Annotated in this window: 18 protein-coding genes; 2 read left to right on the forward strand and 16 right to left on the reverse strand. The window is 70.3% G+C overall.

Annotated features, from left to right (window positions below; all coding sequences use genetic code 11):
• Positions 1-23 precede the first annotated feature (23 nt).
• The 10 genes from lepB (KUM49_RS00730) to proS all read right to left on the reverse strand — a co-directional run bounded on the left by lepB (KUM49_RS00730) (position 24) and on the right by proS (position 7,988).
• Entirely contained in the window at positions 24-1,004 is a 981-nt protein-coding gene (lepB, locus tag KUM49_RS00730) for a signal peptidase I (protein WP_217234660.1), read from the reverse strand.
• Positions 892-1,983 carry a signal peptidase I gene (lepB, locus tag KUM49_RS00735; protein WP_217234661.1) on the reverse strand — a complete coding sequence of 364 codons (1,092 nt, stop codon included), beginning with the start codon at positions 1,981-1,983 and terminating at the stop codon, positions 892-894. Before lepB (KUM49_RS00735) ends, lepB (KUM49_RS00730) begins: the two co-directional genes overlap by 113 nt.
• The gene (gene lepB, locus KUM49_RS00740) at positions 1,976-2,716 is read right to left on the reverse strand and encodes a signal peptidase I (protein WP_217234662.1); all 741 of its coding nucleotides are present in this window, start codon (positions 2,714-2,716) and stop codon (positions 1,976-1,978) included. The genes lepB (KUM49_RS00735) and lepB (KUM49_RS00740) overlap by 8 nt, the downstream gene beginning before the upstream one ends.
• Before the next feature lie 45 nt (positions 2,717-2,761).
• Entirely contained in the window at positions 2,762-3,112 is a 351-nt protein-coding gene (gene rplS / locus KUM49_RS00745) for a 50S ribosomal protein L19 (RefSeq protein ID WP_217234663.1), read from the reverse strand.
• Between the two features lie 133 nt (positions 3,113-3,245).
• The gene (gene trmD / locus KUM49_RS00750; protein WP_217234664.1) at positions 3,246-4,079 is read right to left on the reverse strand and encodes a tRNA (guanosine(37)-N1)-methyltransferase TrmD; all 834 of its coding nucleotides are present in this window, start codon (positions 4,077-4,079) and stop codon (positions 3,246-3,248) included.
• Positions 4,079-4,645: a ribosome maturation factor RimM gene (gene rimM / locus KUM49_RS00755; protein ID WP_217234665.1), complete on the reverse strand. Its 567-nt coding sequence runs from the start codon at positions 4,643-4,645 to the stop codon at positions 4,079-4,081. Before rimM ends, trmD begins: the two co-directional genes overlap by 1 nt.
• A gap of 111 nt (positions 4,646-4,756) precedes the next feature.
• Positions 4,757-4,996 (reverse strand): RNA-binding protein, encoded by a 240-nt coding sequence (locus KUM49_RS00760; RefSeq protein ID WP_005479813.1) that lies wholly within the window; start codon positions 4,994-4,996, stop codon positions 4,757-4,759.
• A gap of 2 nt (positions 4,997-4,998) precedes the next feature.
• Positions 4,999-5,418: a 30S ribosomal protein S16 gene (gene rpsP / locus KUM49_RS00765; RefSeq protein WP_217234666.1), complete on the reverse strand. Its 420-nt coding sequence runs from the start codon at positions 5,416-5,418 to the stop codon at positions 4,999-5,001.
• A gap of 291 nt (positions 5,419-5,709) precedes the next feature.
• Positions 5,710-6,312 (reverse strand): hypothetical protein, encoded by a 603-nt coding sequence (locus KUM49_RS00770; RefSeq protein WP_217234667.1) that lies wholly within the window; start codon positions 6,310-6,312, stop codon positions 5,710-5,712.
• 260 nt (positions 6,313-6,572) lie between these two features.
• Positions 6,573-7,988, reverse strand: coding sequence for a proline--tRNA ligase (gene proS / locus KUM49_RS00775; protein ID WP_217234668.1), 1,416 nt, complete (start codon positions 7,986-7,988; stop codon positions 6,573-6,575).
• Positions 7,989-8,186: 198 nt separating this feature from the next.
• Here proS and KUM49_RS00780 point away from each other — a divergent pair, with 198 nt between their 5' ends.
• The gene (locus tag KUM49_RS00780) at positions 8,187-9,041 is read left to right on the forward strand and encodes a class I SAM-dependent methyltransferase (protein WP_217234669.1); all 855 of its coding nucleotides are present in this window, start codon (positions 8,187-8,189) and stop codon (positions 9,039-9,041) included.
• Positions 9,042-9,273: 232 nt separating this feature from the next.
• Here KUM49_RS00780 and ffh read toward each other — a convergent pair whose 3' ends face one another.
• The 5 genes from ffh to KUM49_RS00805 form a co-directional block, all read right to left on the reverse strand.
• Complete coding sequence (gene ffh, locus KUM49_RS00785; RefSeq protein WP_217234670.1) at positions 9,274-10,827, reverse strand: signal recognition particle protein; 1,554 nt, start codon at positions 10,825-10,827, stop codon at positions 9,274-9,276.
• Positions 10,828-10,915: 88 nt separating this feature from the next.
• On the reverse strand, positions 10,916-13,363 hold the full coding sequence (locus tag KUM49_RS00790) for a [protein-PII] uridylyltransferase (RefSeq protein WP_217234671.1): 2,448 nt from the start codon (positions 13,361-13,363) through the stop codon (positions 10,916-10,918).
• A 26-nt stretch (positions 13,364-13,389) separates the two neighbouring features.
• Positions 13,390-13,728, reverse strand: a complete 339-nt coding sequence (locus KUM49_RS00795; protein ID WP_006379495.1) for a P-II family nitrogen regulator — start codon at positions 13,726-13,728, stop codon at positions 13,390-13,392.
• The gene (locus KUM49_RS00800) at positions 13,725-15,068 is read right to left on the reverse strand and encodes an ammonium transporter (RefSeq protein WP_217234672.1); all 1,344 of its coding nucleotides are present in this window, start codon (positions 15,066-15,068) and stop codon (positions 13,725-13,727) included. Before KUM49_RS00800 ends, KUM49_RS00795 begins: the two co-directional genes overlap by 4 nt.
• Positions 15,069-15,392: 324 nt before the next feature.
• On the reverse strand, positions 15,393-16,886 hold the full coding sequence (locus tag KUM49_RS00805) for a hypothetical protein (protein WP_217234673.1): 1,494 nt from the start codon (positions 16,884-16,886) through the stop codon (positions 15,393-15,395).
• Positions 16,887-17,330: 444 nt separating this feature from the next.
• Here KUM49_RS00805 and KUM49_RS00810 point away from each other — a divergent pair, with 444 nt between their 5' ends.
• Positions 17,331-17,987 (forward strand): bifunctional DNA primase/polymerase, encoded by a 657-nt coding sequence (locus KUM49_RS00810; protein WP_217234674.1) that lies wholly within the window; start codon positions 17,331-17,333, stop codon positions 17,985-17,987.
• A 69-nt stretch (positions 17,988-18,056) separates the two neighbouring features.
• On the opposite strand, the gene ftsY is transcribed toward KUM49_RS00810, so the two are convergent.
• Positions 18,057-19,259, reverse strand: a complete 1,203-nt coding sequence (gene ftsY, locus KUM49_RS00815; protein WP_217234675.1) for a signal recognition particle-docking protein FtsY — start codon at positions 19,257-19,259, stop codon at positions 18,057-18,059.
• Positions 19,260-19,379 lie beyond the last annotated feature (120 nt).

Consider the following 19,379-nt stretch of genomic DNA (forward strand, 5'->3'; position numbering starts at 1 on the left):
GAGGGTTTTGTCGAGCCTTGACCTCAGCGGGTCTCGGCCACCGCGATCTTCCGACGGCGCCACAGCGCCACCGGCACCACGCCGACGAAGGCGAGCGCGTTCGGCGCGACCGTCAAGGCCGCGGACGCCGCCGACTGGGTGTTCAGACCGGACTGGTCGAAGGTGTCCGGGACCGGCAGGGTGCCCCAGCGGTTGATCGGCCAGGCCTTCACGATGGCGCGGCCGACGACCTCGCTCACCGGGACCATGCCGTGGTGCCTGTCGTTCTGGTTGTAGCGCGAGTCGCGCGAGTTCTGCCGGTGGTCGCCCATGACCCAGATGGAGCCCTCGGGGACCTTCACCGTGAACTGGCCGCCCTGGTCGTCCTGGCTGCACGGGGTGTTGCCCGGGTAGACGTACGCCGACTCGTTCAGCGCCTTGCCGTTGACCTTCAGCGGGCCGGTGCCGTTGCACGAGACGGTGTCGCCGCCGACGCCGACGACCCGCTTGATCAGGTCCTTCTCCGACGGGGACGGCATCAGGCCGATCCAGCTGAGGAACGTCTGCACGGCGTTCGGGTTGGTCGTCGGCTCGCCCGCCAGCCAGTTGTCCGGGTCGTGGAAGACGACCACCTCACCGCGCTCGGGCTCGGAACCGAACCAGGGGGTGAGCTTGTCGACCAGGACGCGGTCGCCCTCCTGGAGGGTGTTCTGCATCGAGTCGGACGGGATGGAGAACGCCTGCACCAGGAACGTCTTGATCAGCAGCGCGAGCACGAGCGCGATGCCGATGAGGATCGGCAGCTCCTTCCAGAAGGAGCGCGGCTTCTTCGCCCTGGAGGAGGAGCCGCCCCGTCCCTGATCGTCCGTTCCGGCCTCGTCGGTCCTCATGCCGTCCTCGGCCGCCCCGGAGTCATTCCCGGAGGTCACGGCGCTGTCCGCGGCCGGGACGGCTGATTCCGCGGGTCGCCCGCGGTGCTCCTCGCCGTCGTGTCCGGACCGTGCGCCAACCGCCACATCCCCCACGCCAACTCCTCACTCTGTGCCGCTGCCTGCCCCACGTTCGGTGCAGGCCCACCACTCCCATAACGAGCGGGAGTTCCGCAGGGCTCGGGAGTTGGGTAGATGCGTTCGGATCGTCGTGAGCAACCCTAAGCGACAGCTCGGGAGCCGCGGTCGCCCCGGACCCCGAGTCGGACACGGATGCGTAGGTTTTCGGCTCCTCGAGCGTGGTCCAGTGGCCGAAGGGCCAGGCGATGACCCTGGCCCGTCCCACCACCGAGTCCTCGGAGACCGTGCCGCCGTAGTCGGTGTCCTGGTGCGCGCGGGAGTCCGCGGAGTTGGCCCGGTGGTCACCCATCACCCACAGCCGCCCCTGCGGGACGGTGATGTCGAACTGTGTCGTGGACGGGGCGTTTCCTGGATACAGGTATTCCTCGATCAAGGGAACGCCGTTGACGGTGACTCGCCCTTGCGTGTCACAGCACGTGACACGGTCGCCGCCGACGCCGACGACCCGCTTGATGAGGTCCTTCTCGTCGTCGGACGGCAGCAGGCCGATGAAGGTGAGCCCTTCCTTGACCTGCTTGACGACGATGGGGTCGTCCTTCTTCGTGGTGGTCTGCTCGTCGTTGAGCCAGCCGCCGGGGTCCTTGAAGACGACGACGTCCCCGCGCTCGGGCTTGGACCCGAACCACGGGGTGAACTTGTCGACCAGGACCCGGTCACCGATCTGGATCGTCTGCTCCATCGAGCCGGACGGGATCACGAACGCCTGGACGAGGAAGGTCTTCAGGACGAGGGCGATGAGGACGGCGACCCCGACGAGAAGGGGTATCTCCTTGACCGCGCCGCGCCTGCGGCGCCGTTTGACCTTGCGCTGGAGTTTCCGCCTCTCGGCGCGGGTACGGCTGCCGGTCGGGCCGGAGGAGCGGCGGGAGCCGGTGGGCAGCAGGTTCTCGGCCGCGCTGGCGGGCGCACCGCGCGGTTTGCCACGGTTACCCATGGGCGCCGTCCACCGGGTCCGGCTCGCTCGACTCCGGGCCGGGCACGCGCGCGTAGGCACCGGGGCGATGCAGGCGGGTGAAGTGGCCCGTGGGCCAGAGGATCCAGTCGGCCCGTCCGATGACGCCGCCGAGGGGGATCATGCCGCCGCCCGGTGAACCCAGGTGGTCCCGTGAGTCGCTGGAGTCGCTGCGGTGGTCACCGAGGACGAACAGGGTGCCGGCGGGCACCTCGACGTCGAAGGGCACCGTGGAGGGGCTGTCGCCGGGGTACAGGAACGTCGACTCGTCGACCGACCGGCCGTTCACCTCGATCCTCCCCTCCCTGTCACAGCAGACCACGTGGTCTCCCCCTACCCCCACAACGCGCTTGACGTAGTCCCCGTCCCCGAAATACCCCGTTCCGTCGAACACGACAACATCGCCGCGCTGCGGTTCGGAACCGAAACGGTACGCCAACTTATTTACGAGAACGCGGTCCCCGATCCTCAATCCGCTTTCCATGGATCCGCTGGGAATCTGGAAGGGCCGCACCACGAAGGTGCTGAGCAGCAGCAGGAACAGCAGGCAGAGCAGCAGGGTCAGGGTGATCCGTCCGCCGGGCAGCCATTCGGCTGCCCGCGACACCAACGCGAAACGCGACCGGTCCTCCGGCCCTCCTGAGTCCGAGATCTCCTCGGCGTCGGAAGGGCGGGAGGAGCGGTCGCGCTCCGTCGGCTGTGCTTCGGTGTCCATCGGGGCCAGATGCTATCCGGCCCCGCTGTGGGACTCCGCGCGCGATCAGTTGTCGCGCTTCTCCTTGATCTTCGCGGCCTTGCCGCGCAGCTCGCGCAGGTAGTAGAGCTTGGCGCGACGCACGTCACCGCGGGTGACGAGCTCGATCTTCTCGACGATCGGGGTGTGCACCGGGAAGGTGCGCTCGACGCCGACGGAGAAGGAGACCTTGCGGACCGAGAAGGTCTCGCGGACACCGGCGCCCTGGCGGCGGATGACTACGCCCTTGAACTGCTGCACACGGGAGCGGTTGCCCTCGATGACGCGGACGTGGACGTTGACCGTGTCGCCGGGGCGGAAGGCCGGGACGTCGGTGCGCAGCGACGCCGAGTCGACGGAGTCGAGCAGGTGAGACATTTCGTCTGCTTTCCTCGCTGATGCCACAGGTCATCAACGGAAACTAGGTTCTTTGGGTGGAGTTGCGCGGATCGGGGCGGGCGTCGTGTCCCCCTGTGGCAGGGGCGCACGCCGGACGACGCACAACAGCGGCCTATTCTTCCACGCCCTCCGGCCTGCGCCAAAATCGTCCGTACGACTCCCCGGCCGGATCCGGCGCCCAGCCCAGGATGGAGAGCATCTCGCGGTCCTTCTTGTCGAAGACCTTGGGCTCGCAACGCTCGATCAGATCGGGCCGGTTGGCCGCCGTGCGCTTGAGGGCCTCGTCCCGGCGCCAGCGGGCGATCTTGCCGTGGTGGCCGCTGAGCAGCACGTCCGGGATGCCGCGCTCACGCCACCGGGGCGGCTTGGTGTAGACGGGGCCTTCCAGGAGGTTGGCCATGGCCCCGGGCGCGAAGGAGTCGTCCTGGTGCGACTCGGCGTTGCCCAGGACGCCGGGCAGCAGCCGGGCCACGGCCTCGGTGACGACGAGTACGGCCGCCTCGCCGCCGGCGAGGACGTAGTCGCCGATGGAGACCTCGTAGACCGGCATCCGGGTCGCGTACTCGTCGATGACGCGGCGGTCGATGCCCTCGTAGCGGGCGGGCGCGAAGACCAGCCAGGGACGCTCGGAGAGCTCGACGGCGAGTTCCTGGGTGAAGGGGCGGCCGCTGGGCGTGGGGACGATCAGCGCGGGGGCGTGGGAGCCCGTCTCGTAGCCGTCCGCGAGGATCTCGTCGAGTGCGTCGCCCCACGGCTCGGTCTTCATGACCATGCCCGGACCGCCGCCGTACGGGGTGTCGTCGACCGTGTTGTGGCGGTCGTACGTCCAGGACCGCAGGTCGTGCACGCGCACGTTCAGCTGTCCACGCGCGCGTGCCTTGCCGACGAGGGAAACGTTCAGGGGTTCCAGGTACTCGGGAAAGATCGTGACGACGTCGAGCCGCATTACGCCTCTTCCTCTGAGGCGCCCTCGGAGGCGTCCCTGGAGGACGCGATCACCGCGTTGTCGTCGATCAGGCCCGGCGGCGGATCGATGACCGCCCGCTGCTCCTCGAGGTCGATCTCGGTGACGATCTCCTCGACGAACGGGATCATCACCTCGCTCCCGTCGGCCCGCTCGACGATGAAGAGGTCCTGGGACGGCAGGTGCGAGATCTCGGTGATCCGGCCCACCTCCACGCCGTCCTTGGTGACGACGTCGAGGTCCATGAGCTGGTGGTCGTAGTACTCGTCCTCGTCCTCCGGCAGTTCCTCCGGATCGATCTCGGCGATCAGGAGGGTGTTGCGCAGCGCCTCGGCGGCGGTGCGGTCACGCACGCCCTCGAAGCGCAGCAGGAGGCGCCCGCTGTGGACGCGGCCCGTCTCGATGGTGAGCGGACCGGTGGCGGCCGGCTCGGTGGCCAGGACCGCGCCGGGGGCGAGCCTGAGCTCCGGCTCGTCGGTACGTACCTCGACGGTGACCTCGCCCTTGATGCCGTGGGCGCGGCCGATCCGTGCGACTACCAGCTGCACTGTGCTTGCTCTCCTGTCATACGACGGGCCGTTCGACGTCGGACATACGACATCGGGCCGGGGACGGCCCAGTGGCCCTCCCCGGCCCGAGCCGGTGCTGCGTTTGGCGCGTCAGCGCACGTGGTCCACGTCGACTAGGTCGACGCGGACACCGCGGCCGCCGATGGCGCCCACGACGGTGCGCAGGGCGCGTGCGGTGCGGCCGTTGCGGCCGATCACCTTGCCGAGGTCGTCGGGGTGGACCCGGACCTCGAGCACCCGCCCGCGGCGCAGGTCGCGCGAGGCGACCTGCACATCGTCAGGGTTGTCGACGATGCCCTTCACGAGGTGCTCGAGAGCCTCCTCGAGCATGCTCAGGCCTCGGTCGACGCGGACTCAGCCGGGGCGTCGTCCTTCTTCTCAGCCTTCTTCTTCTGGGTGATGGCCTCACCCTTGCCCTCGTCTTCGCCGCCGAGAGCCTCGAACAGCGGACGAGCGGCCTTCTCGGCGGGCTGGAGCAGCGGAGCCGGGGCGGGCTCGCCCTTGAACTTCTGCCAGTCGCCGGTCTTCTTCAGGATGGCGAGCACGGGCTCGGTCGGCTGAGCGCCGACGGAGAGCCAGTAGGCGACGCGGTCGGCGTCGACCTCCATGCGCGACGGGTTCTGCACCGGGTGGTACAGGCCGATCTCCTCGATCGCACGGCCGTCACGACGGGTGCGGGAGTCGGCGACGACGATGCGGTAGTGAGGCGAACGGATCTTGCCCAGACGCTTCAGCTTGATCTTGACTGCCACGGGAGTGGGTTCTCCTGGTTTTGACGTGGTTGGGCACGGCAGATGGCCGCGTGGGGTTGCGGTACCCGAGTGCCCGATGGACGCGTCAGCCGGAGGCGAGAGGGTTCCTGTGCGGCTGTCGAGTACAGCTGGCCATTCTGCCACACTCCGCGGGCCGACTCCGACCGCGGGGCCCCGAGGCATGCCTGAGGGGCGCCCGGCGCCACGGGGTGCCGCTGCCTTACGGCTGCAACGACGCCCCGCGCCCCTGCCGTCCGCACGTCCGGCACCCACGAGATGCCGGTGAGGCGGTCAGCTCGCCGCCGCGCCCACGATCTCCGGGATGCGGAACGGCTTCCCGCACCCTCCGCACACGATGGGCGCCTGGGCCAGTACCGACGGGACGACCCGGACGTTGCGCCCGCAGTCGCAGACCGCCTTGACACGGACCCCGCCACCGGAGGAGCCGTGGCGGGCGGCCGGGCCCCGGAAGGTGCTGGACGTGTCGGCGGCGGTCGCCACCGAGTGGGCCTTGAGGGCGCGCTGGATGCGCTCGATGGTCGGGCGGTAGCGGCGCTTCGCCTCGGGCGTGAGCGTGACCAGGGAGAAGCCGCTGCTGGGGTGCGGTTCCTCGGGGTGGTCCAGGCCCAGCTCCTCGGCGATCGCGAGGAATCTGCGGTTGTGGTAGCGGCCGGCACGGGACGTGTCGCGGATGCCGCGCGCGGCGGCGATGCCATGGACTGCCTCGTGAAGCAGTCGCTCGAAGGAGAGCTCGTGACCGCACGCGGACGACGACTCCCCGATCAGGGACTCTGGCGCGGCAAGATCGGGCAGCTCGGGGTGGTACCGCTGAATGTCGGCCCACGCCTCTGCCAGCTCTGCGGCGAGAACAGGTGGTGTCTGTGTCGTGCTCACGTAATGACAACGAGCCAGAGTGCCGCTGTGTTCCGATTCCGGGGCATCCCAAATAATTTGCACGTACCCGTCAGTTGCCGCTGATGCGTCCTGACGAGGGCGGGTGCGCTGATCTGCGGATAAGCCTCGCAGCTCGTCACAAGCTGGTGCGTAGCCTGACGTACGCCCCGGCGCGTAGACGTTGTCCACGCGCCGGGGTACGTGTGTTCCGCAGGTGCGCAAGAGACGTTTCGGTCGCTCTCTCGCCGGAGGGGCGCTACTCAGTAGGCGCGCGCGACGACCGCGACGTTACCCGGTGCGTCGCCGTCCTCCGGCACCGACCCGTCCTCGGCGACCAGACACCGTACGGTCACCGAGTGCTCGGCGAGATTGGCCTCGCCCTCTTCGCCGAGGTTCGCCCAGGGGATGCGCGCCCAGCCGCCGGCGACGGCGGCCTCGACGGCCTCCTCGATCGTCGACACCTCGGACGTACGGGATTCGCGGCGCTCGCGGGACTGCTTCAGCAGCAGCGCCTGGTCCTCTTCGAGGATCGCGGGGAGGAGGCCGACGAGGGAGTCCAGGGCCACCGGCTCCTTGCCTCCCGGGATGCGGCGGGCCAGCATCGCGGTGCCGTTCTCCAGGTCACGGGGCCCGATCTCGATCCGTACGGGCACTCCCTTCAGTTCCCAGTCGACGGCGCGGCGGCCGAAGGGGGTGTCCACCCGGTCGTCCACCTGGACGCGTACGCCCGCCGCCTTCAGCAGGTCGCCGAGCTCGCGGACCTTGGCCAGAACCGCCTCGTCGCCCTTGATGGCGAGGACGACGGCCTGGGTCTGCGCCAGGCGGGGCGGGACCCGCAGGCCGTTGTCGTCGCCGTGCATCATCACCAGGGCGCCGATCATGCGCGTGGTCGAGCCCCAGGAGGTCTGCCAGACCAGTTCCTGCGTGCCGTCCTTCGACAGGTACGAGGTGTTGAAGGCCTTGGCGAAGTTCTGGCCGAGCTCGTGGCTGGTGGCCATCTGGAGGGCCTTGCCGTCGCCCATCATGCCTTCGAGCGTGAGGGTGTTGATCGCGCCGGCGAACCGCTCCTTGACGGTCTTGCGTCCGGGGACGACGTCCATGGCGAGGACGTTCACCATGAAGTCCTCGTAGACGTCGCGGTGGATGTGCGAGGCGAAGTCGCGCGCGTCCTCGAAGGTGGCGTGCGCGGTGTGGCCCTCCTGCCACAGGAACTCGCTCGTGCGCAGGAACAGGCGGGGCCTGAGTTCCCAACGGACCACGTTGGCCCACTGGTTGATCAGCAGGGGCAGGTCGCGGTAGCTCTGCACCCACTTCGAGAAGTAGTCGTTGATGATCATCTCGGAGGTGGGGCGGACGACCGCGGGCTCCTCCAGCTCCTTGCCGCCGCCGTGCGTGACCACGGCCAGCTCCGGCGCGAATCCCTCGACGTGGTCCGCCTCGCGCGCCAGGTACGACTGCGGGATCAGCAGTGGGAAGTACGCATTCTGGGTACCCGTCTCCTTGATGCGGGCGTCCATCTCGGCCTGCATCCGCTCCCACAGCCCGTACCCGTACGGTCGGATCACCATGGTGCCGCGCACCGGGCCGTTGTCGGCCAGCTCGGCCTTGCTGATCAGATCCTGGTACCAGCGCGGGAAGTCGTCCGCGCGGGGCGTGAGAACGGGTGCCTTTGCCATGGCGCGATGGTACGGGCCCAGATTGCCGGGATGTGAATTCTCGCCACTCGGGCTGCGAATGCGCAAACCGGGCCCGACAACCCCTGGACGCGGGGTCGAGTGCGGAGTTATCTGGCATACGGGGGGAGTGCGGCGCACGTCACGGGGGCTACGGAATCGGGCACAGCGACAACTCTCGGCGGATTGGGGCGCGTATCCATGACACCTACGCTCGTGCGGCAGCACCTGTCTCATACGGGAGGAGCACCCCGTGTGGACCCCGGTGCACGCGCGCGTGACTGGTCCGAGATCCAGGAGCGGATGCTGGTCCCGCTCTACGAGGCCGTCTACGAGCGACTCGAAGTGGGCCCCGGAGCAAGGCTGTTGGGCCTCGACTGCGGCTCCGGGCTCGCCCTGTTGATGGCGGCCTCCAGAGGTGCCGCGGTGACCGGTGTCGACGCCTCCCCCGAGCGGCTGGCCCTCGCCAAGGAGCGGCTGCTGCCGCCGGCGTGGGGCACGCGCGCGGGGGGCGGCACCCGGCTCGTCGAAGGGGCGCCCGGGGACGCGGCCGACCCGGACGCGCCCGCGTACACCCTGATGACCGCCTTCGAGCCCATCGGGCATCTGGCGGGCGACTCGGAGGGGCTCGCGGAACTGCTCGCTTCCGCGGTGCCGCTCGCCGCGCGCGGGGCGTCGGTGGTGCTGGCCGGCTGGGGTCCACCGGAGCGGTGTGCCACGTCGTCCGTGCTGCGGGTGGCCACCAAGCTGGCGGATCCGCTGCGCGGCACGGGCAGTTGGCGTCTCACCCTGAGGGACGACCTGGAGGAGGTCGCCCACCGGGCCGGCCTCGAGCCGGACGGCTCCGGCCGGGTCGCCTGCCCCTTCGGGTACGCCGACGTCGGCAGCGCGGTACGGGGACTGCTGTCGACGGGGCTCTTCGACGCGGCGATCTCCGCGACGGACCGGGTCCAGGTCGACAAGGAGCTGACGGAGGCCCTGCATCCGCATCAGCGCCGGGACGGCACGGTGTGGATGCCGAACGTGTTCCGGTACCTGATAGCGCGTGTCCCCTAGACCGGTCGTGTCGAGGGTCCCCGGGGCGGCCGTCAGACGGTGGCCGCCTGCTGGGCGTCGTCCGGGAGGGCGGACGGACGGCCGACGCGTTCGCTCATGCCCCACCGGGCGAGCAAGGCTTCGGCGGCTCCTCCGGGGTGCCCTCGGTGTGCGCCAGCGCCGGTCAGGGGCCGCAAACGCCCTGCGGGCGCCCCTCCGAAGAGGGGCGCCCGCAGCGCCGTACGAGAGGCTGTCAGCCCATGAACTTCTTGAACTCGTCGGGCAGTTCGAAGTCCTGAGGAGCCTGCTGTCCCGGCACGCCGAAGGCGTTGCCGCCCTCGGCCGCGGCGGCGCGGCGCGCGGCCTCCTCCTGCTCCTGCTGCTTGCGCTTCATCGGGTTGCCGGAGCGCTGCTTGCCCTTGGCCTTCTTCGGCTGCTTCTTGGACCGGCCGGGACCGCCGCCCATGCCCGGAACGCCCGGCATGCCCGGCATACCGCCGCCCTGGGCCATGCGCGACATCATCTTGCGGGCCTCGAAGAACCGCTCGACCAGGCCCTTCACCGCACTGACGTCGACGCCGGAGCCCTTGGCGATACGGGCGCGGCGCGAGCCGTTGATGATCGTCGGCTCCTGGCGCTCGGCCGGGGTCATCGACTTGATGATGGCGGCCGTGCGGTCGACGTCGCGCTCGTCGAGGTTGTTGATCTGGTCCTTGATCTGGCCCATGCCCGGAAGCATGCCGAGCAGCTTGGAGATGCTGCCCATCTTCCTGACCTGCTCCATCTGGGCCAGGAAGTCGTCCAGGGTGAAGTCCTGGCCCTTCTTGGACGCCAGCTTGGAGGCCATCTGCTGGGCCTCTTCCTGACTGAACGTCTTCTCCGCCTGCTCGATCAGGGTGAGCAGGTCACCCATGTCGAGGATGCGGGAGGCCATCCGGTCAGGGTGGAAGGCGTCGAAGTCCTCCAGCTTTTCGCCGTTGGACGCGAACATGATCGGCTTGCCGGTGACCGAGGCGATCGAAAGGGCCGCACCACCGCGGGCGTCACCGTCGAGCTTGGAGAGCACCACGCCGTCGAAGCCGACACCGTCGCGGAAGGACTCGGCGGTGTTGACCGCGTCCTGACCGATCATGGCGTCGACGACGAAGAGGATCTCGTCCGGCGAGACCGCGTCCCGGATGTCGGCTGCCTGCTGCATCATCTCGGCGTCGATGCCGAGGCGGCCGGCGGTGTCCACGATCACGATGTCGTGGACCTTGGTCTTCGCGTGCTCGATGGAGTCCCTGGCGACCTTGACCGGGTCGCCCACGCCGTTGCCCGGCTCGGGCGCGTAGACGGCGACGCCGGCCCGCTCGGCGACGACGCTGAGCTGGTTGACGGCGTTCGGGCGCTGGAGGTCGGCGGCGACCAGGATCGGAGAGTGGCCCTGCTCCTTCAGCCAGCGGGCGAGCTTGCCCGCGAGGGTGGTCTTACCGGCACCCTGCAGACCCGCCAGCATGATCACGGTCGGCGGCTGCTTGGCGAAGCGCAGGCGCCGGGTCTCGCCGCCGAGGATCGTGACGAGCTCCTCGTTCACGATCTTCAGGACCTGCTGGGCCGGGTTCAGCGCCTTGGAGACCTCGACGCCGAGGGCACGCTCCTTGACGTTCTTGATGAACGTCCGCACGACCGGCAGGGCCACATCCGCTTCGAGGAGCGCGATGCGGATCTCGCGCGCGGTGGCGTCGATGTCCGCCTCGGAGAGCCGTCCCTTGCCGCGCAGGTTCTTGAAAGTCGCTGAGAGGCGATCGGAGAGAGTATCGAACACGGCGCTCGCGGTCCTCGTGGTTGTCGGTGGCTGGCTTCGGAATCGCCCTCCAGGGTATCCCGGCTCCACAAGACCGGGTCACTGCCGGTCAGCCCCGCAAGGTCTCCTCCAGTTTCCGCGCCACGGAGGCGGCCTCGTCGTTCGGCAGGGGCGAGCCGTCGGAGCCGGTCACGTAGAAGGCGTCCACGGCGTTGGCGCCCAGGGTGCTGACATGCGCGCTGCGCATCCGCACGCCCGCCTCCTCCAGCGCGTGCCCGATGCGGTGCAGCAGGCCGGGCATGTCCTGGGCGCGGACCTCGATGACGGTGGCCAGTCGGGACGCGGCCGGGTGGACGGTGACGCGGGGCGGCGGCGCCACGACACCCCGGCGGCGCGGGTAGGCGGCGTCGCGCTCGGCGAGGCGGCCCGTGATGTCCAGGGAGCCGTCGAGGGCGCGTACGAGATCGGCGCGCAGCCGGGCGGCCTGGGGCAGGGAGCCGTACTCGGCGGCGACCCGCCAGTTCAGCAGCAGGACGGAGCCCTCGACGCCGTCGGGCAGGTCCAGGGCCCGCAGCTCGGCCGTGCGGACAGTCAGGCGGTGCATGGCGAGGACGCCGGCCACGGCGGGCAGCACGCCGGGCTGGTCCGGTACGGCGATGAGCAGTTCCACGCCGAGGGGTTCGGGATCGCCGGCCGGCTGCTCCTCGACCGGCGGCGGCTCGGTCTGCGCGCGCAGGGCGAGCACCGGGCCGCCGGTGGCGACCGACTCGATGGCGAGCCGTTCCTGCTCGGCGGTGGGCGCGGCGGACTCGGGCTCGTCCGGCAGCTCCCCGGACAGGACCGCGTGGACCCGCTTGACCAGGTCGGCGACGAGCGAGCCCCGCCAGGACGACCAGGCCGCCGGTCCGGTGGCCAGCGCGTCCGCCTCGGTGAGCGCGTGCAGCAGTTCCAGCGCGCCCTGCGAGCCGACCGCGTCGGCGACCGAGCGCACGGTGGCCGGGTCCTCCAGGTCGCGCCGGGTGGCGGTGTCGATGAGCAGCAGGTGATGGCGTACGAGGGTGGCGAGCACCGACACGTCCGCGCGGTCGAAGCCGATCCGGGCGGCCACGTCCTTGGCGATGATCTCGCCGGCCACCGAGTGGTCGCCGGGCCAGCCCTTGCCGATGTCGTGCAGCAGCGCGGCGACCAGGAGGAGGTCGGGGCGGCTGACGCGGCGGGTGAACTCGGAGGCGCGGACGGCGGTCTCGATGAGGTGCCGGTCCACCGTCCAGACGTGCACGGCGTTGCGCTGCGGGCGGCAGCGCACCCGCTCCCAGTCGGGCAGCAGGCGGGTGATCAGCCCCTCCGCCTCCAGTGCCTCCCACACGTCGATGGTGGGCGGGCCGGAACCGAGCAGTGTCACGAGCTGTTCGCGCGCCTCGGCGGGCCAGGGCGCGGGCAGGGCGCGTGCGCCCGCCGCCATGCGCCGCACGGCGTGCAGGGAGAGCGGAAGGCCGGCCTGTGCCGCGGCGGCCGCGGCCCGCAGCGGGAGCACGGGGTCCCGTTCGGGGCGCGCGGCGCGGGCGAGCACCACCTCGCCGTCCTGCTCCACGACCCCCTCGGCAAGCGGTGAACGGTCGGCGACGGGCTTGCCGCCCCCGAGCATGGCGCGCAGACGCGGCCGCACGGCGCGCGACCTGAGGACGCGCCCCACTTCGCGCCAGGTGACATCACTGGCGTACGAGATGACCCGCGCCGCCTCGTACACCTGCCGCAGCAGCGTGTCGGCGTCGAGCAGGCCGAGCTCGGCCGCGACCTGGTCCTGCTCCTGGAGTGCGAGCCGGTCGGTCGCGCGCCCGGTCGTCAGGTGCAGGGCGTCACGGACGTCGAGGAGCCGGCGCCGGGCGTCGTCGAGGCCCTCGCGCGGGGCGTCGGCCAGCCAGGAGGCGGCGACGGCGCGCAGGGCGGTGGCGTCGCGGAGGCCGCCGCGGGCCTCCTTGAGGTCGGGTTCCAGGAGGTACTGCAGCTCGCCCTGCCGCTCGGCGCGCTCGGCACACAGCTCCTGGAGCTCGGGGAGACGTTTCGGCGCCTGGTTGCGCCAGTCGGCGAGGACGGCCGTACGCAGGCCGGCCGTGAGGCCGAGGTCGCCCGCGAGGTGCCGGGCGTCCAGTAGGCCCAGCTGCACCTTCAGGTCCTCGCCGGCGGTCTTGCGGGCCTCGGCCGGCGTACGCACGGAGTGGTCGAGGGCCAGGCCCAGGTCCCAGACCGGGTACCAGATGCGGTCGGCCAGGGCGGCGACCGCGCCGGAGTCGCTGCCGTCGTGCAGCAGGACCAGATCCAGGTCGCTGCGTGGGGACAGTTCGCCGCGGCCGTAACCGCCGACCGCGATCAGGGAGACGCCACGCACCTCCCCCGCCGCGTTGAACAGACCCGACAGCCAGTCGTCGGTCAGCTCGGCGAGGGCGGCACGGCGCGGCGGCCCGGACCGCGCCCCCTCTGTGAGGAGGCGCAGCCGGGCCGCCGCGTAACCGCTGGGTCCCGAGTCCTCTGCATCCTTGCGCACGTCCGTACTCGTCACCCAGTGGCTCCTGTTCTGTTCTTCTGTCAGAGCGCGTCCGGGCCGCGCTCGCCGGTGCGCACCCGTACGGCGGTCTCGACCGGGAGGGACCAGACCTTGCCGTCACCGATCTTGCCGGTGCGGGCCGCCTTGACGATGACGTCGATGAGACCCTCGGCGTCGTCGTCCTCGGCCAGCACCTCGATGCGGATCTTCGGGACCAGGTCGACCGTGTACTCGGCACCGCGGTAGACCTCGGTGTGGCCCCGCTGACGACCGTAGCCGCTCGCCTCGGTGACCGTCAGGCCGTGGACCCCGAAGGCCTGGAGGGCTTCCTTGATCTCGTCGAGCCGGTGAGGCTTCACGACGGCGGTGATGAGCTTCATGCGTCCACCTTCTTCCCGGTGTCGGCCACCGGGGCCGGAACTGCGGTCGTGCGGGCGGCACCACCGCCGGCACCGCTGAAGTCGTATGCGGTCTCGGCGTGCTCGGCCGAGTCGATGCCGGCCACCTCGACGTCCTCGGAGACCCGCATGCCGATCGTCTTGTCGATCAGGAAGGCGAGGATCGCGGAGGCGACGAGCGAGTACGCGAGAACCGCGAAGACACCGGCGCACTGCTTCCAGAACTGGGTCATGCCGCCGCCGTAGAAGAGGCCTTCGACGGTGGACTGACCGTGACCGCTGGCGAAGAGGCCGACCAGCAGGGAGCCGACGACACCGCCGACCAGGTGGACGCCGACGACGTCGAGCGAGTCGTCGTAGCCGAGCTTGTACTTCAGGCCGACGGCCATGGCGCACAGGACACCGGCGATGGCGCCGACGGCGATCGCCCCGAGCGGGGAGACCGCACCACCCGAGGGGGTGATGGCGACCAGACCGGCGACCGCGCCGGAGGCGGCACCCAGGGTGGTGAACGCGCCGTGGCGGATCTTCTCGTAGATCAGCCAGGCCAGCATGGCGGCGGCGGTGGCGACCTGCGTGTTGACGAACATCAGCGCGCCGACGCCGTCGTCGTTGCCGAGCCACGAACCGGCGTTGAAGCCGAACCAGCCGAACCACAGCAGACCGGCGCCGAGCATGACCAGCGGCAGGCTGTGCGGACGCATCGGGTCCTTCTTGAAGCCGACGCGCTTGCCGATGACCAGGATCACGCCGAGTGCCGCGGCACCGGCGTTGATGTGCACCGCCGTACCACCGGCGAAGTCGATCACGCCCAGCTCGAAGGCCCAGCCACCGGCGCCCCAGACCCAGTGCGCGACCGGGAAGTAGACGACCGTGGCCCACAGGGCGACGAACAGCGCCCATGCGGTGAACTTCACGCGGTCCGCCAGGGCACCGCTGATCAGGGCGGGGGTGATGATGGCGAACATCATCTGGAAGACCAGGAAGACGAAGATCGGGATGGTGTAGCCGGGCCACAGTTCGGTCAGGCCGATGTTGCTGAGGCCGAGCCAGTCGGAGTTCCAGCCGATGATGCCGCCGGAGTCGGTACCGAAGGCCATCGAGAAGCCGTACAGCACCCACAGGATGGTGACGATCCCGATACTGATGAAGCTCATCATCAGCATGTTCAGGGTGCTCTTGACCCGGACCATGCCTCCGTAGAAGAAGGCCAGACCCGGAGTCATGATCAGCACCAGGGCGGAACAGATGAGCATGAAGCCCGTGTTGGCGGCAGACAGCTTGGGCGCTTCTGCGGCGAGCGTGATGGCTGCTGGTGCCATCGGCGTCTCCTCGTCGTTGGTACGGCCCCGTGCGGGCGAAGCCTGAGCGGATTGAGGGGTGGGCCGGTTATGCGCCATGAGATTGACGCAGCGCCGTTTCGGTCGAAGCCCCTCGTTGTTTCGCCGCCGTGACGAAGGCACCTCGCGTGTTACGTCTAGATGAACTGGCAGATATTGGACGCGCCGATCGTTATCGTGGCGCAACCTTCGGCGAGGGACGGAAACCGGCCGTGGCCGGCCTTCCGATGACCTGGCATGGGGGAGCCGAGTCGGGCAGTTCGGGAGGGCCGGCCACGGCCGGGGTTCAGGGGATTCCCTGGGGTGTCAGACCGCCTCTGCGGTCTCGGGCAGCTCGATCGCCAGCTGCTCGGTGAGGTCCACGACCTCGGCGAGATCACCGAAATCGCGTACAGCCGTGTCGACCGTCTTTCGGATACGAGTGTTGACGCGCTCCGAGCGCACCTTCTTGGCTTCCAGCATGGCCCGCTTGGCCAGCACCGCACTGCGCTCGGGCTCCCGCTGGAGCAGGTGGACCGTGGCCAGACCGATCAGGTTGAGTGCGTACGAACGCTGGTGATCGGAATCGTCGGTGAACAGCTCGACGGCCCGCTGCATCAAGGGCTCGGCGAGGGAGGCGTAGGTGGGGCTGCGGCCGGCGACGTAGGCGAGGTCGCGGTAGGAGTGGGAGTTCTCGCCGTACAGCTCGGCCTCGGAGAAGAAGCTGATCCAGTCGGGGTCCGGCTCGTCCCACTCGTCGGCGTCGGCGAAGGTGTCCTCGGCCATCCGGACCGCCCTCTTGCACTTGCCGGGCTGACCCATATTGGCGTAGGCGCGGGCCTCCATCGCATACAGCATGGACTGGGTGCGCGGGCTCGCGCAGTCCCGGCTGCCGTACTGCGCGAGGTGGATCAGCTCCAGGGCGTCCTCGGGCCGCCCGAGGTGGATCATCTGGCGGCTCATGCTCGACAGGATGTAGGAACCGAGCGGCTTGTCGCCCGCCTCCTTGGCCGCGTGCAGGGCGAGCACGAAGTACTTCTGGGCGGTCGGCTGCAGCCCCACGTCGTACGACATCCACCCGGCCAGTTCGGCGAGCTCGGCCGCGACCTTGAACAGTCTCCGGGTGGTGGTCTCGGGCTGTGGCTCCTGGAGGAGGTCGGTCACCTCGTGCAGTTGGCCGACGACGGCCTTGCGGCGCAGGCCGCCGCCGCACTGGGCGTCCCACTGGCGGAACATCATCGTCGTCGACTCGAGGAGGTCCAGCTCGGGCCGGGACAGCCGGCCCCGGCGGGCCGCGGAGGAGGACGGCTCGGGCTCGCGGTGCGGGGACGGGGCCCCGGGCACCAGCCAGCGCTGCATGGGCTCGATGAGGGACGGGCCCGCGGACAGGGCCAGCGAGCTCCCGAGGAAGCCGCGCCGCGCGAGCATCAGGTCGCTGCGCGAGAACTCGCTGAGCAGAGCCACCGTCTGCGGACCCGTCCAGGGCAGGTCCACGCCTGTCGCCGAGGGTGCCTGGCGGGCGGCGCGCAGGCCGAGGTCCTCGACGGAGACGACGCAGCCGAACCGCTCGGAGAACAACTCGGACAGGATCCGGGGGATCGGCTCGCGGGGGTTCTCGCCGTCCAGCCAGCGGCGCACCCGCGAGGTGTCGGTGGAGATGTGGTTGGCGCCCAACTGGCGGGCCCGGCGGTTGACCTGGCGGGCGAGCTCACCCTTGGACCAGCCGCTGCGCACGAACCACGAGGCGAGCAGCTCGTTCGGGCGCTTGTCAGCGTTCGTTGCGTTTGTCGCGCTCGTCCCGCTACCGCCGTTGCCGCTCACTGGAACGCCCCCATCCCTGAGACCACTTGTCACTGAGTGCGCCAAGCCTTATCAGAATGCCGGTAAATACGGCTGCCCGTCGGGCTGTTGCCATCCTTCGAACGGGAACCCGAGTTGCCTCCGGCATACCCACACGTGCATGTGCCCCCAGGACTCGTGCACTCAAAGTAATCCTACGATCACGCGTCCAGCCATGGCGATCCCGGAAACGCCACCATTCGCCACCCCTTCGAATGAACTCACGGTTGCCTCCACACGATTCACTTGACAGAGAACGACGCGGAGTGGCGGGTCGATGCGCACAGGGGCGCACGAGGCCGGGCACACCACCCGGAGCGCTTCCGGGCGCCGACATGACCCGGACGTGATGGTGGAACCGGTAACGGAGAGTCACAGTTCGCGTTCAGCACGTAACCACCGGCACCCGGACACGTTGGAGGGGGCATGGGCTTCACGATCGGCGGCATTCGGGAGATCCGCTCCGGCTCGCGTCGGCGCGGCCGCTCGTCGGAGTGCACGACCGTCGCCGAATTCACCGGACTCTGGGGCTGGGACGTCGTCCCGGGAGCGCGCGCCGCGGCGGGTGTCTGCTCGTGCGGGCGCGCCGACTGCACCGCCCCGGGCGCCCATCCCCTCGACTTCGCGCCGCACGTCCCCGCCGGCGCGACCCTCGACGAGGTCACCAAGACGTGGGGCGAGTTCCCCGGCGCCTCGGTGATGCTGCCCGTCGGCCGGGCGTTCGACGTGATCGAGGTGGCCGAGCCCGCCGGGCGCCGCGCCCTGGTCCGCCTGGAGCGCATGGGCCTCCCCCTCGGCCCGGTGACCGCCACCCCCGAGGGCCGCGCCCACTTCTTCGTCGCCCCCGGCGCGGCCGCCGAACTTCCCGAGCTCCTGTACCGCATGGGCTGGGACGACCCCACCTCCCTCGACCTCCACGGCCTCGGCCCCGGCACCCACCTCACGGCTCCGCCGTCCGACCGGGGCGGACTGGGCCCGGCGCGCTGGCTGCGGCCACCGTCACTGGACACCGCCACGAAGCCGCCGGCGGCCCGGTTGCTGCTGGGGACGCTGGCTTACGTGGCGCATCGGTCGCGCGCGTAGCCGTACACAGCGAAGCGCCCGCTCCCGACTGCACCTCGGGGGCGGGCGCTTCTTCGCGGTTGCTGCCGGTCATTCTCCGATAAGGGCGTCAACGAACGCCTCCGGCTCGAACGGCGCCAGGTCGTCCGCGCCCTCGCCGAGTCCGACCAGCTTGACCGGTACGCCCAGCTCGCGCTGGACCGCGATCACGATGCCGCCCTTGGCCGTGCCGTCCAGCTTGGTGAGGACGATGCCGGTGATGGCGACGACCTCGGCGAAGACGCGAGCCTGCACCAGACCGTTCTGGCCCGTCGTCGCGTCGAGGACGAGCAGTACCTCGTCGAGGGGGGCGTGCTTCTCGACGACGCGCTTGACCTTGCCGAGCTCGTCCATGAGGCCGGTCTTGGTGTGCAGCCGCCCCGCGGTGTCGATGAGCACGACGTCCGCGCCCATCTCCTTGCCCTCCTTGACCGCGTCGAAGGCGACGGAGGCGGGGTCGCCGGCCTCGGGGCCGCGCACGGTGTGGGCGCCGACCCGGTCGCCCCAGGTCTGCAGCTGGTCGGCGGCGGCTGCGCGGAAGGTGTCGGCGGCGCCGAGCACGACACTGCGCCCGTCGGCCACCAGGACGCGGGCGAGCTTGCCGGTTGTGGTGGTCTTGCCGGTGCCGTTGACGCCGACGACCATCACGATGCCGGGCTTGCTGGTCTCGGGCTCGGTCTTGACCGTGCGGTCGACGTCGGTGCCGACCAGCTTGAGCAGCTCCTCGCGCAGCAGCGTGCGCAGCTCCTGCGGGGTGCGGGTGCCGAGCACCTTCACTCGCGCGCGCAGCCCCTCGACCAGTTCCTGCGTGGGCAGCACCCCCACGTCGGCGGTGAGCAGGGTGTCCTCGATCTCCTCCCAGGTGTCCTCGTCGAGGTGCTCGCGCGCGAGGAGCGTGAGCAGCCCCTTGCCGAGCGCGTTCTGCGACCGGGAGAGCCGGGCACGGAGGCGGATGAGCCGCCCGGCGGCCGGCTCGGGGACCTCGATCTCGGGGACTAGTACGGCAGGAGGCTCCTCCACGGCGACGGGAGCCGAGCCGTCCGGGAGGTCCACCTCCTCTATCGTCCGGCGCGGTTCGTCGCGCGGCGTCTCGGCCTCGTCGCCGACGTGCGGCTCGGCCGGAGGGGCGGTGATGTCGGGCGCGGTGGGCGGCGGCGGGGGCAGCGGCTTCTTGCGCCGGCTGCCGACGATGAGCCCGCCGAGCACACCGAGCAGGACCACGGCGATGACTACAGCAAGGATGACGGTTTCCATAACCCGTCCAGTATGCGTGACCCCTCCCCCGCGGGGCCGTTGCCCGCGCCTCCGAACGAGGTATGCCTTACCTCTGGTTACCTGACGGACCGTCAGCTAATCTCCTCCGGCACCGGCACC

This window comes from Streptomyces sp. AC555_RSS877 (genome assembly GCF_019049245.1).
In the GTDB taxonomy this organism is placed as follows: domain Bacteria; phylum Actinomycetota; class Actinomycetes; order Streptomycetales; family Streptomycetaceae; genus Streptomyces.